This window comes from Bordetella ansorpii, from assembly GCF_900078315.1.
In the GTDB taxonomy this organism is placed as follows: Bacteria; Pseudomonadota; Gammaproteobacteria; order Burkholderiales; family Burkholderiaceae_B; genus Bordetella; species Bordetella ansorpii.
On sequence record NZ_FKBS01000014.1, the window covers coordinates 1,240,010 to 1,252,518 of the forward strand.

Annotated in this window: 12 protein-coding genes and 1 pseudogene; 7 read left to right on the top strand and 6 right to left on the bottom strand. The window is 66.7% G+C overall.

All coding sequences use genetic code 11. The features are described from left to right. Positions 1 to 51: 51 nt before the first annotated feature. From A7W11_RS13375 to A7W11_RS13385, 3 genes are all read right to left on the bottom strand, one after another. On the bottom strand, positions 52 to 393 hold the full coding sequence (locus A7W11_RS13375) for a carboxymuconolactone decarboxylase family protein (RefSeq protein ID WP_066412841.1): 342 nt from the start codon (positions 391 to 393) through the stop codon (positions 52 to 54). A 36-nt stretch (positions 394 to 429) separates the two neighbouring features. After that, complete coding sequence (locus tag A7W11_RS13380) at positions 430 to 1,632, bottom strand: mandelate racemase/muconate lactonizing enzyme family protein (protein ID WP_066412844.1); 1,203 nt, start codon at positions 1,630 to 1,632, stop codon at positions 430 to 432. 376 nt (positions 1,633 to 2,008) lie between these two features. Further along, complete coding sequence (locus A7W11_RS13385) at positions 2,009 to 4,762, bottom strand: M16 family metallopeptidase (protein ID WP_066412846.1); 2,754 nt, start codon at positions 4,760 to 4,762, stop codon at positions 2,009 to 2,011. Positions 4,763 to 4,888: 126 nt separating this feature from the next. On the opposite strand from A7W11_RS13385, the gene phnD reads away from it, so the two are divergent. The 6 genes from phnD to A7W11_RS13415 all read left to right on the top strand — a co-directional run bounded on the left by phnD (position 4,889) and on the right by A7W11_RS13415 (position 9,560). Beyond that, entirely contained in the window at positions 4,889 to 5,869 is a 981-nt protein-coding gene (gene phnD / locus A7W11_RS13390) for a phosphate/phosphite/phosphonate ABC transporter substrate-binding protein (protein WP_066412858.1), read from the top strand. A gap of 2 nt (positions 5,870 to 5,871) precedes the next feature. Beyond that, the gene (gene phnC, locus A7W11_RS13395) at positions 5,872 to 6,735 is read left to right on the top strand and encodes a phosphonate ABC transporter ATP-binding protein (RefSeq protein ID WP_218188589.1); all 864 of its coding nucleotides are present in this window, start codon (positions 5,872 to 5,874) and stop codon (positions 6,733 to 6,735) included. 35 nt (positions 6,736 to 6,770) lie between these two features. After that, positions 6,771 to 7,565 carry a phosphonate ABC transporter, permease protein PhnE gene (gene phnE, locus A7W11_RS13400; protein WP_235816865.1) on the top strand — a complete coding sequence of 265 codons (795 nt, stop codon included), beginning with the start codon at positions 6,771 to 6,773 and terminating at the stop codon, positions 7,563 to 7,565. 58 nt (positions 7,566 to 7,623) lie between these two features. After that, entirely contained in the window at positions 7,624 to 8,439 is an 816-nt protein-coding gene (gene phnE / locus A7W11_RS13405) for a phosphonate ABC transporter, permease protein PhnE (RefSeq protein WP_066412863.1), read from the top strand. A 125-nt stretch (positions 8,440 to 8,564) separates the two neighbouring features. Further along, the gene (locus tag A7W11_RS13410; RefSeq protein WP_066412866.1) at positions 8,565 to 9,122 is read left to right on the top strand and encodes a GNAT family N-acetyltransferase; all 558 of its coding nucleotides are present in this window, start codon (positions 8,565 to 8,567) and stop codon (positions 9,120 to 9,122) included. Between the two features lie 63 nt (positions 9,123 to 9,185). Continuing rightward, positions 9,186 to 9,560, top strand: coding sequence for a hypothetical protein (locus A7W11_RS13415; RefSeq protein WP_066412869.1), 375 nt, complete (start codon positions 9,186 to 9,188; stop codon positions 9,558 to 9,560). 19 nt (positions 9,561 to 9,579) lie between these two features. On the opposite strand, the gene A7W11_RS13420 is transcribed toward A7W11_RS13415, so the two are convergent. The 3 genes and pseudogenes from A7W11_RS13420 to A7W11_RS13430 all read right to left on the bottom strand — a co-directional run bounded on the left by A7W11_RS13420 (position 9,580) and on the right by A7W11_RS13430 (position 11,830). Further along, positions 9,580 to 9,918 (bottom strand): DUF3325 domain-containing protein, encoded by a 339-nt coding sequence (locus A7W11_RS13420; protein WP_235816866.1) that lies wholly within the window; start codon positions 9,916 to 9,918, stop codon positions 9,580 to 9,582. Then, positions 9,915 to 11,513 (bottom strand): annotated as a pseudogene (locus tag A7W11_RS28770) (PepSY-associated TM helix domain-containing protein). The gene A7W11_RS13420 and the pseudogene A7W11_RS28770 overlap by 4 nt, the downstream one beginning before the upstream one ends. Beyond that, a complete protein-coding gene (locus tag A7W11_RS13430) occupies positions 11,510 to 11,830 on the bottom strand; it encodes a hypothetical protein (protein WP_066412875.1) in 321 nt (106 codons plus the stop codon). The pseudogene A7W11_RS28770 and the gene A7W11_RS13430 overlap by 4 nt, the downstream one beginning before the upstream one ends. A 152-nt stretch (positions 11,831 to 11,982) precedes the next feature. Here A7W11_RS13430 and A7W11_RS13435 point away from each other — a divergent pair, with 152 nt between their 5' ends. Further along, positions 11,983 to 12,504 carry an RNA polymerase sigma factor gene (locus A7W11_RS13435; RefSeq protein ID WP_066412878.1) on the top strand — a complete coding sequence of 174 codons (522 nt, stop codon included), beginning with the start codon at positions 11,983 to 11,985 and terminating at the stop codon, positions 12,502 to 12,504. The last annotated feature ends 5 nt before the right edge of the window (positions 12,505 to 12,509 follow it).

The window sequence follows — 12,509 nt, forward strand, 5'->3', positions numbered from 1 at the left end:
GTGTATCCCGGAGGTGGTCTGTGTCTGTTCTGGGCGCGGCTGGCCGCGCGTTTATTCCTTGAACTGCCCGAAAGCTTCCATGGCGCGCACCGAATAGACGTATGCGGCGCCCGCGTTCAGCGCGATGGCGGTGCCCAGCGCCTCGGCCACTTCGGCCTCCGTCGCACCGGCCTTGCGCGCAGCTGCCGAATGCGACGAGATGCAGCCGTCGCAGCGCGTGGTCACGGCCACCGCCAGCGCGATCAGCTCGCGGGTCTTGGCATCCAGCGCCTTGCCCTGGCCCAACGCCTCGTTCAGGCCGCGATAGGCCTGCACCACCGGCGGATTGTGTTCGGCGAAAGCCCCGGCGGACTTGCGCAGGTTGGTCAGCGTATCTACCCAGTTGTTCAGCATCGTTGACATCTCCTTGTCGGAAAGTGGGACTGCGGATCAGTGCTTGGGCCGGGGCTGGATCAGGCCGCCTCCTTGCTTGGGCGGATGGGCGCGCAGGGCCTCTTCCACCGGGTCGGTGCCCCAGCCGGGGCGGTCGGGAACGATCAGGCGGCCGTCGCGATACTCGGGCGCGTGGGTGAACAGCTCGTCATCCCAGGCCAGGCGATCGATGTCGGTCTCCATGATGCGGAAGTTGGGCGCGGCGCACGCGAAGTGCGCGTTCATGAAGGTGCACAGGTGGCCGTAGAAGTTGTGCGGGGCCACGTTGACCTCGTGCGTGTCGGCCAGGTCGGCGATCTTCATGGATTGCCACACGCCATTCCAGACGGCATCGACAATGGCCACGTCCACCGCGTTGTTGCGCAGGTAGGGCATGAACTCGCGGGTGCCGAACAGCGTCTCGCACGAGCTGATGGGAAAGGGGCTGTGCTGGCGGATATAGGCCAGGGCCTCGGGGTTGTAGGAGTCGATCTCCACCCAGAACAGATCCTGGTCGGCGATGGCCCGCAACAGCTTCAGGTAGCCCTCGGTCTTGAAGTTGAAGTTCAGGTCCAGCAGGATGTCCATGTCGGGGCCGGCCCCCTCGCGCAGCGCTTCCAGGTTGTCGCGCAGGTTGTGGATCAGGCGGCGGTCGGCGTTCAGCTCGGGATAGAACGGCGCGGCGAAACCGGGCCGCCAGGCATGCGCCGGGCCGTCGTCGAACAGGAACAGATTGGTCTTGAGCGCCGTGAAGCCGCGTTCGCGCGCCTCGCTGCCCATGGCGCGCACGCCGTCCAGGTCGGTGACGGGCGGGCCGAAATACTTGGGATGGTTGATGCGCCAGGCCGGGCAGTGCGACCAGTACACGCGCAGTTCGTCGCGCACCTTGCCACCCAGCAGTTCGTAGCAGGGCACGCCCAGGATCTTGCCGCGCAGGTCCAGCAGCGCGTTCTCCAGAGCGCCGATGCCTTCGCCCACCACGCCGCCGGCGGCGGGCCGGGTGCGGCTGTAGGCCTCGGCATAGAAGCGCTGCGGTCCCGGCACCGGTGCGTTCACCAACCCCTGCGCCAATTGCTCGATGACCGCGCTGACGCCCGGCGACCCGAACCCCTCGTCGTATTCGCTCCAGCCCACGAGACCTTCGTCGGTCTCGATCTTGACGAAGTGATAGTTGCGCCACCCTGCATCGCACGACAGGGTTTCGACGTTGACGATCTTCATCCTGGTTGTCTCCTCTTGGGGCCGGGTGCGCCGGCAAAATGCTGCTGGTTCTTCTGCTTCTTTAAATCCTATTATTCGGGAATTAATTCTTTTAATTCAGGATTGATGTCGCGATACTACGCGCAAAGAAACGGGGTGACAACACGGAAATATGTTCGAAATTCCGATTCCTGATATCAAGAAATCATGATGCGGCGCGGCATTTCCGTGCATGTCTTGCCGAATGCGCAGGCGAGCCGAAGCCCCCGGAGGCCGGGGGCTCGTGACGTTGAAACCGGGGGATGCTTAGGATATTGAAATTCAAATCCCAATAAATGGGATTTGAATTTCAAATATTGATCTGTCTGCGAGGTCTATTCAGACGTGACGCGGTGCGTCAGGGCGCCTTCCTGGTGAAGTCGCCCGCCACTGAGGTGCTGAAGTCCTCGGGCTTCAGGTACTTGCGCAGGGCCGCGTTCACGGTGGCCGGCGTCAGCGCCTTCAGTTTCTCGTCGATCTCGGCAGACCAGGCGAACGTGCGGCCGGTCTTCATATAGTCGACCCAAACGCCCGCCAGCACCGAGTCCTGGGCGCGCGACAGGTTGCGGTAGTTCAGCAGCGCGGCCACGCCGTCACGCACCTCTTCATCGGTGAAGCCGTCCTTCAGCACGCGGGCCAGTTCTTCCGAGATGGCCTTTTCCAGGCGCTCGCGGTTCTGCGGCGCATAGATCGCGTAGAGGGTCCAACTGCCGGTGGGCTCGAACGACGAGGCCGTCATGTTGCTGCGCACGTTGTAAGACAGGCCTTCCTTCTCGCGCACGCGGGTCCACAGGCGCGAAGTCTCGGAGGTGCCCAGCAGGAAGTTGGCCAGGTACAGGGCCGGGAAGTCGGCGCTGTCGTCCTGCAGCTTGAGCGGGGCGCGCGAGATGTAGAACGCGTTGGCTTTGTCGGGCGTGGCGGTCTCGAACAGCTTGGCCGGCACGTCGCGGTACGGATTGTCCAGGCGCGTGTAGGCCGGGGCGCGCTTCCAGCCGTCCAGGCCCTTGGTCAGCGCGGCCTCGGCGGCCTTGGGATCGAAATCGCCCACCGCCGAGAACTTGATGTGGCCGGTGCCGTAGAACTTGTCGTGGAAAGCCACCAACTGATCGCGCGTCAACGCTTTGACGTCGGCCAGCGCCTCGTCGAAGCTGGGCGTGTAGCGCACGTCGTCGGCCGGCCACGGGTTGTTGTGGCGGGCCAGCGCGCGCGAGGCCAGGGCGGTGGGCTCGGTCATGGCGCTTTGCACCGAGGTGACCACCTGGCGCTTGTACTCGGCCACTTCCGACTCGGGGTAGTTGGCGTTGCGCAGGATATCCAGCACCAGCGAGATCAGCTCGGGCAGGTTCTCGCGCGTGGTGGACATGCCCACGGCCAGGTCGGTGCCCGAGCCGCTGAAGCTGACCTGGGCCTGCATCTTGTCGAAGCGGTCCTCGATGGCCTGGCGCGTCAGTTGCGGCGTGCCGCGGGTCAGCAGGTCGGCGGCCGCGTCGGCGATGTTGCGCTGGCCCTTCAGGGCCTGGGCGTCGCCGAATTGCAGCAGCAATTGCGCCTGCACGCGTTCGCCGCGCGTGGCCTTGGGCAGCAGGGCCACCTGCACCGGGCCGCCGGGCAGATCCAGCGTGCGCAACTGCGTCAGCTTGTCGATGTTGGCGGGCGTGGGGTCGAAGGCGGCCGCGGCCTTGAAGTCGGGATCGCCCTTGTAGTCCTTGAAAACCTGCGCCAGGTCGGGACGTTCGCCCAGCGGCGCGCGCTGCGGCTTCTCGGTGGGGATGTAGCGGCCTTCGGTGCGGTTGGCCTGCACCAGGTAGGCGTCGGCGGCGCGCTGCACGGCTTGCAGCTTGGCGTCGCGGGCGCGATCGCGCTGCAGGAAGAACAGGCGCCAGTCGCCCGAGGCGATGGCTTCGGACAGCGCCACGCCCACGCGCTCGGGGTCGTTATAGGTTTGCTGCCAGGCCGTCAGCCACTTGCTGCGGGCGCGTTCGAGTTCCTCGGCGGTGAAGGGCTGCCTGCCCACGGATTCCAGGGTGCTGGTCAGGGTGGCCAGGGCCTTGCCCTCGTCCATGTCGGCCTGCAGTTGCGCGCCGAACATGGCGATGCCGGGATCGTGCTGGTCCATGGTGAAGCCGAACACGTCGGTGGCTTCCTTGGTCGGCACCAGCGCCTTGTACAGGCGGCCCGAGGGCGTGTCGGCCAGGATGGTGGCCGCCAGGTCGAAGGGCACATAGTCGGGGCTGCCCGCGGCGGGGATGTGATACATGGCGGCCACCAGCGGCGTGCCGCCGGCGCGGCGCAGCGTGACGGCGCGTTCGCCGTCCTGGGTCGGTTCGACGGTGTATTCGGGCGGCAGCTTGCGTTTGGGGCGGGGCAGCTTGCCCAGCGTGTCCTGGATGTCGGTGAGCGCCTTCTTCGGGTCGAACTTGCCGGCCACGATCAGCACGGCGTTGTCCGGCTGGTAATACTGGTGATAGAAGGCCCGCAACTGGCCGATGTCGACGTTCTCGACGTCGGAGCGCGCCCCGATGGTCTGCTTGCCGTAGTTGTGCCACTGGTAGGCGGTGGCCTGCATCTTCTGCATCAGGATGCGGAAAGGGCTGTTCTCGCCGCTTTCCATCTCGTTGCGGACCACGGTCATTTCCGAATCCAGGTCCGACTTCAGGATGGTCGAATTGACCATCGCGTCGGCCTGCCAGCCCAGATACCACTTCAGGGTCTCGGGATTGGCCGCGAAGCTGGCGAAGTAGTTGGTGCGGTCGGCGGCGGTGGTGCCGTTGGCCTGCAGGCCGCGCCGCGAGAACTCGCCCAGCGCGTTGCGCATGGTGGGCGTGCCCTTGAACATCATGTGTTCCAGCAGGTGGGCCATGCCCGTCTGGCCGTAGTTTTCGTTACGCGAGCCCACCAGATAGGTCATGTTGACCGTGGTGGAGGGCTTGGAGGCGTCCGGCGCCAGCAGCACGCGCAAACCATTGTCCAGCCTGTACTCGGTAATGCCTTCGACCGAGGTGACTTCGGAGACGCCTTTGGGCAGCGGCGCGGCCCCGGCCTGGAAGGCCAGGAACGACGACACCAGCAGCACGGGCAGGCGGCATGGCAGTACCGAGAAGGAAAGACGCATGTTTCGTGTCCTGTTCAATTGCGGAATCCCGTTGGAGTTTATCCCTAGCCATTGGTTCACCGCCCGTCATGGGCTTGTCACGAATCTGTCGAAAAATGTCCGGCGGTTTCCTGACACGGGGTTGAAATGAAAACGAAGCAGCTGTTCGGTATTGCACTCATGGGCATGGCTGGGGTGTTCTCGGCTCCGTTCGCGGCCGCCGCGGAATGCGCCAAGGGTGATCTCGACAAGAAGTTCTGCGACGCCAACGGCGACATGGTGGCCGATGCCCCCTCGGATCCCAAGCAGTGGGTCGACCCGTCGGTGCTGATCTTCGCCTACACCCCCGTCGAAGACCCCGAGGTGTACCGCGGCGTGTGGGACGAATTCCTGCGCCACATGGAGAAGACCACCGGCAAGAAGGTGCAGTTCTTCCCCGTGCAGTCCAATGCCGCGCAGCTGGAAGCCATGCGCTCGGGCCGCCTGCACGTGGCCGGCTTCAACACGGGCAGCAACCCGCTGGCCGTCAACTGCGCCGGCTTCGTGCCCATGGCCATGATGGCCGACAAGAAGGGCGCCTACGGCTACGAGATGGAAATCATCGTGCCGGCCGACAGCCCCGCGCAGAAGATCGAAGACCTGAAGGGCAAGACCATCGCCTTCACGTCGCAGACGTCCAACTCCGGTTACAAGGCGCCGTCCGCGCTGCTGGCCAGCACCTACAAGATGCAGGCCGAGCGCGACTACAAGCCGGCGTTCTCGGGCAAGCACGACAACTCGGTGATCGGCGTGGCCAACAAGGACTACGACGCCGCCGCCGTGGCCAACTCGGTCATGTACCGCATGTTCGCGCGCAACGCCGTGGACAAGTCCAAGATCCGCACCATCTACAAGTCGCAGTCCTTCCCCACCACGGGCTATGGCTACGTCTACAACCTGAAGCCCGAATTGGCCGAGAAGGTGAAGCAGGCCTTCTTCTCGTTCAACTGGGAAGGCACGCAATTGCTGAAGGAATTCAGCAAGACCGAGCCGGCGCAGGAAAGCTTCATCCCGATCACCTACAAGGAACACTGGGCCGTGGTCCGCGAGATCGACCGGGCCATGAACGTCTCCTATACCTGCCAGTAAGCATGGCGGGAACCGCGCAGGCTGGGCACAACCCGCCGTTGCTCGCGCTGCAGGGGCTGGTCAAGCGTTATCCCACCGGTGACCTGGCATTGGACCACGTCGACCTGGCCGTGCCGCGCGGCCAGGTGCTGGCGCTGATCGGTCCGTCCGGCGCGGGCAAGAGCACCCTGATCCGCTGCGTGAACCGGCTGGTCGAGCCCTCGGGCGGCCAGGTGCGCCTGCAAGGGCAGGCCCTGGGCGGCCTGTCCGGGCGCGCGTTGCGGCAGGCCCGTCGCCAGCTCGGCATGATCTTCCAGGAATACGCCCTGGTCGAACGCCTGACGGTCATGGAGAACGTGCTGTCGGGCCGGCTGGGCTACACGGGGTTCTGGCGCAGCTGGACGCGCCGCTATCCCGAGGCGGACATCCGTCAGGCCTTCTACCTGCTGGAGCGCGTGGGGCTGACGGGTTTCGAGAACAAGCGCGCCGATGCCCTGTCGGGCGGGCAGCGCCAGCGCGTGGGCATCGCCCGGGCGCTGATGCAGGAGCCCCTGCTGCTGCTGGTGGACGAACCGACCGCCAGCCTGGATCCGAAGACCTCGCGCCAGATCATGCGCCTGCTGTGCGAGATCTGCCGCGAACGCGGGCTGTCCGCCGTCATCAACATCCACGACGTGGCGCTGGCCACGCAGTTCGCCGACCGCATCGTCGGCCTGCGCAAGGGCAGGCTGGTGTATGACGGTTCGCCCACGGGTCTGACGCCGGACGTGCTGACCGACATCTACGGCCAGGAAGACTGGAACGCTTCGGGTCATGCCGCCACCGGTGATGCTGCCGAGGCGGGCGAGGACGACGTCGCGCTGCGCGCGGCGTCGGCGGCGGCATGAGCGCGCAACGGCGTGCACCGCACGAAGGGGGTTCATTGAGCGCACCGCTGCGCTGGCGCCGGCCACCCTTCATCCGTTCCCCGGCGCTGCGCTACGGCCTGTGGCTGCTGGCGGCCCTGTACCTGGCCGCCGCGCTGGGCTCCATCCACGTCGACTGGAACCGCGTGGCCGAGGGCCTGGTGCGCGGCTGGCGCTTCGTGGCGGCGTTCGCGCATCCGGATTTCATCACGCGCTGGCGCGAGATCAGCGAGGGCATCATGGAAAGTGTGGCGATGGCCGTCGTGTCCACCGCCATCGGCATCGTGCTGAGCATTCCGATCGGCCTGGGCGCGGCGCGCAACATCAGCCCGCTGCCCGTGTATGCGGTGTGCCGGGGCTTCATCGCCGCCTCGCGCGCGTTTCCCGAACTCATCATCGCCATCCTGCTGGTGAAGATGTTCGGCTTCGGCCCGCTGGCGGGCATGCTGACGCTGGTGATCGCGTCCATGGGATTCCTGGGCAAGCTGCTGGCCGAAGAGATCGAGACGGCGGACCGCAGCCAGCTCGAGGCCGTGCGCGCCACCGGCGCCCCCTGGCCGCAGTGGATCGTGTACGCCGTGCAGCCGCAGGTCATGCCGCGCATGATCGGCCTGTCGCTGTACCGCCTGGACATCAATTTCCGCGAGGCCGCCATCATCGGCATCGTGGGCGCGGGCGGCATCGGCGCCACGCTGAACACGGCCTTCGACCGCTATGAGTTCGAGACGGCCGCCGCCATCCTCCTGCTGATCATCGCCATCGTAATGCTGTGCGAGTACGCCTCGGGGCACGTGCGGCGGAGGTTCCTATGAGCCCGCCGGGCCGCCCCAAGGGCGAATGCCGGAGTGCGCAGCACGGAGGTCATTTCCGATGAGCCCGCCGCTGAACCCGCCCGTACCCGTCTGGCGCCGCCGTACACCCGCTCAGCAGCGCTGGGCCTGGCTGGGCTGGATGATCGCCGCCCTGGTGTTCGCCTGGGGCTGGCAACTGATGTCCGACAACACCATCTGGGCCTTCGCCGCCGACGCGCCTGCGGCCGGATGGGACATGGTCTCGCGCATGTGGCCGCCGCGCTGGAGCTATCTGGACAAGCTCTGGCAGCCGCTGTGGGACACGCTGAACATCGCCACGCTGGGCACCGCCATCGGCGCGGCCATCGCGGTGCCGGTGGCCTTCCTGGCGGCGCGCAACACCACGCCCAGCCGGGTCGTGCTGCGGCCGGTGGCGCTGGGCATCATCGTGGCCTCGCGCTCCATCAACTCGTTGATCTGGGCGATGCTGCTGGTGACGGTGGTAGGGCCGGGCGTGCTGGCCGGCATCATCGCCATCGCGCTGCGCTCCATCGGCTTCGTCGGCAAGCTGATGTACGAGGCCATCGAAGAGATCGACGTGCGCCAGGTCGAGGCCGTCACCGCCACCGGCGCCAGCCGGCCGCAGGTGCTGGCCTACGCCGTGGTGCCGCAGATCCTGCCCGCGCTGGTGGGCACCACGGTCTACCGCTGGGACATCAACATCCGTGAATCCACCGTGCTGGGCATCGTGGGGGCGGGCGGCATCGGCCTGCCGCTGGCGGCTTCGGTAGACACGCTGGCCTGGCCGCAGGTCACGGTGATCTTCGCGGCCATCCTGGCCACGGTGTTCGTGGCGGAGTGGGTGTCGCATCGGGTCAGGCAGGCGCTGATCTGACGTCCATCGGGTGTCACTGCCTCAGGGAGCGGCGAGCCACCGCTGTCTTGTCGGGTCGCCAGCGCCTGGGCGCGCCACGGGCCTACAATCCCGCGTCTATCCCTTCCGATCAGCCCGCCCTTGCCATGAACGCCTCCGCCCAAGCCCCTGGCCCCGCCGGCGCCACGCTGGTGCCTTGCACCTACGACCGCCACGCGCCCGCCATCCTGGCCATCCTGAACGACGCGATCGTCAACACCACGGCGCTGTACGACTACAAGCCGCGCACGATGCAATCCATGGAAACCTGGTTCCAGGTGAAAACCGCGGGTGGCTTTCCGGTGCTGGGCTATGAGAATGCCGACGGCGAGCTGATGGGTTTCGCCAGCTACGGCACGTTTCGCGCGTTTCCGGCGTTCAAGTATTCGGTGGAGCATTCCGTCTATGTCGATCAGCGCTTTCGCGGCCTGGGACTGGGCGAGGCGCTGATGCGCGTGCTGATCGACGAGGCGCGCAAGAACCAGGTGCACGTGCTGGTGGGCGGCATCGATGCCAGCAACGCCGGCAGCATCAAGCTGCACGAGAAGCTGGGATTCGTCCATTCGGGCACGATCGCGCAGGCGGGCTTCAAGTTCGGGCGCTGGCTGGATCTGGCGTTCTATCAGCTGACGCTGGATACGCCGCAACAGCCGGTGGATGGCTGAACGTCCCTCGATAGCCTGCCTTCATACCTCCAACTATTCATTCGACCGCCTGGAGCGCGCAGCATGAGACTGCAACGAACGATCGACACCCCCGCGCGTGGCAGCCTGCCCGTGGATCAGCTGTGGCTGGCAGAGGACTGGGGCGTCATCGCATCCTGGGAGCGCGGCCGCGACATGGCCAGAGAACGCCCCGAACTGGCCGCTGCCGCCGCGCGAGGCGAACTGGTCATCCTGCCCTGGCGGGGCGGCGTGGAGCGCGCGCTGAAATCGGGCCGCAAGTTCGGTTCCTACCGCTACCTGGCCATGTGGCAGGGGCTGCGCGGCGAGGACCTGCTGATCGACCTGGACCTGGAGCGCGACATAACGTGCACGAAGCATGGGGTCTCGGTCACGTACACCCATGACTTCGCCAAGTTCACGGCGGACGAGGCTGCCTGACGGCTCTGGACGCGCGCGGCTACGACAGCAGCAGCCACAGCCCCGGCAGTGCCGGAGCCGCCACGCCGAGCCCCGCCGCCCACCTCGGCCAATAGGGCAGCAGCAGCACCAGGGGCAGCGCGGCCAGCGTCAGCAGCGCCGACCAGATGCCCAATCCCATCGACGTGTCGCCCCAGTAGGCGATGCACGGCCAGGTGGATAGCGCCAGCAGCAAGGCGCCGGCCAAGCGCAGGCCATTGCGCAGCGCAGGAGCAGGCTCCTCGATGTCGAAGACCTGTTCGAAATGGCGTCCCATGGCCAGCGCCAGCGCCGCGAAGCCGCCATAGGCCAGGCCCAATGCGAAGATCGGCAGCATCATGCCTCGGCCTCACGGTGGGTTGCGGCGGGGGAGCGGGCCTGTGGCCGCCTGGCGGTCAGCGGGCGGTGCATGCCGACTTTGCGGGCAATGGCGGCCAGCGTGATGCCCAAGGCCAGCAGCGTCAGGTCGATACCCGCCAGCAGCGCGTTCCCCTGCTGTATCGCCTGTCCGAGATGGACCGTGCCGGTCCAGGCATTGAGCACGGGCGCCAGCCCGAACAGGGCCGCGCCAAACCAGAGCTGTTCGCGCCATGCGGCGCGGTGAGGGCGCGTGGTCGCATGCAGCAGGCACAAGCCCCACACCACGAAGAACGCCTGGATTTCCCTGCCGCTGCGGCCAGCAAGGTCGGCGGGAATCAGTCTGTTGGCCCAGAACAGCGCGCCGATCGCGGCGGTCATGCCGGCGATGCCGGCCACGTTCAGGATCTGCACCAGCCGGTGGCTGGCCGGCGTGCGCCCCAGCTTCTTGCGCTCGGGCTCGCGCTTGACCACCCAGAGCACCAGGCCGGACGCCGCCATGAAGGTGCCGGTCAGGCCAAGAAAGAAGAAGATCCATCGCACCAGCGGATCGGCAAAACGGATCAGATGCAGCGCCGTCATGACGTTGTAGACCATGCCGGGATCAGAGGCGTCGGCCGCAGCGGGCACGGGCAGGGGCTGGCCGTCCGCGCCGCTGAAGCGCATGCGCTCGGAGGCGCCGCGATCGAGCAGGCTGGCCGCCCCGCGCCGCCGCAGCTCCACCACCGCCGAGGGCGTGCCGGGCCGGGCGATCTCGATGGACGCGACCTGATCCGCGCCCCAGTTGACCTGGGCCGCCGCCAGCATGGGCGTCAGCGCTTCCGAGGTGGCAGGAAGCTGCTGCGCGCGCGGCGCGATCGGCGCCACGGGCGGCGCACGCCTGCCCCACTCGGAATAGAACGCCTGTGCGTCGCCTCGGTAGGCCGCATCGATGCCTCAGGGCATCAGCAGCGTCATCAGCAGCATCAGGCCCGAGTAGGTGATCATCAGGTGAAAGGGCAGGGCCAGCACGGCGGCCGCATTGTGCCCGTCCAGCCAGGAACGCTGGCCCTTGCGGGGCCGCAGCGTGAAGAAGTCCTTGAAGATCCGGCGATGGGTGATGACCCCGCTGACGATGCCGATCAGCATGACCAAGGTGGCCACGCCGATGATCCAGCGGCCCGTGATGCGATCCATGCCGTACAGCTCGAAGTGAAAGCGGTACAGGAAGTTGCCCGCGTTGCTGTCGCGCGGGGACAGGACCTGGCCCGTGCCCGCGTCCAGTATTTCGCTGGGTCCGCGCCGGGCGGTCGAGCCGGCTTCGCGCCACGAGGCTTGCACCACGGGATCGCGTGGGCCGGGCAGGGTGATGGTCCAGGACTGCGCACCGGGCGCACGCTGCTGCAGCCAGTCATAGGCGCGTTGGGCGGTTTGGGTGTCAGGCCGCGAAACGTGGGTCTCCGGCTCCATCCACAGTTGTATCTCCTGGCGGAAGTAGCTGGCCGTGCCGGTCAGGAAGATGGCGAACAGCAGCCAGCACAGGATCAGGCCGGACCACGTGTGCAGCCAGGCCATCGATTGGCGGAAGCCCTGCTTCATGTCGCGCTCCCATACAGGACCCAGGCCGCGGCCGAGACGATGATGCCGGGCGCGGCCAGCCAGCCCCACGCGCGCAGGGCGTTGGAGACCGAGAAGGCCACGATGACCGCCGTGGTGTAGATCGCGAACGACAGCATGGTGGCCGTCAGCACGGCGCTGGCGCGCGGCATGGGCAGCGCCAGCGAAAGCAGGGCGGTCGAGCCCGCGGTCAGAAGATACCCGCCCGCCACGGCCGCGCACAGCCTCGAGGCCACGCCTGCGCGATAGGGAAGGTCCGCTTTGGGATAGCGGTCAAGAAGCGTGCGGAGTGCCTGCATGGTGGGCGGCCGGCGGACGGCGAGAGATGGAAGTCGACATCAAAGACAATCCGCGGCGCCGCATCCTGACGTGCGCCACGCAAATATTTTGCACTTAGAAGTAGAAATAGTATTTGTTATCATTAGCAAATAATGGGGAGTAGGAAAGCGGCATGACCGGCAAGATAACGGGGAACCGCGCCGCCACACGCACGGCGATCGCGGACTGCCTGGGCGCGGTGCGCCGCATGGTGGGGGCGCACGTCGGCAATCAGCAGGCGGCGATGGACCTGGTTCAGGAGGCCTGCGCGCAGATGCTGGCGCGGCCCGATCTGCAGGGCATCCGCAATCCTGGCGCCTATCTCTACCGTGCCGCCGTCAACATCGCCTACAACGCCACCGCGCGCTACCGTCGCGAAGCCATCGCCATGGAAACGTTGGCGGTGCATGTCGAGCAGGCCGTCGACGCGCGCGATCCGGCTCGTATCTATGATGATCGCAAGGCCCTGCAACGGGTCTCCGAGGCCATCGATGCCCTGCCGCCGCGCTGCCGCGAAGTCTTCATCCTGTATCGCTTCCACGACCTGGACCAGGGCACCATCGCCAGCCAGCTCGGCATCAGCCGCAACATGGTCGAGAAGCACGTCATCCGCGCCATGCAGGCATGCCGGGAAGCGCTGGCCGACGACGCATAGGCATG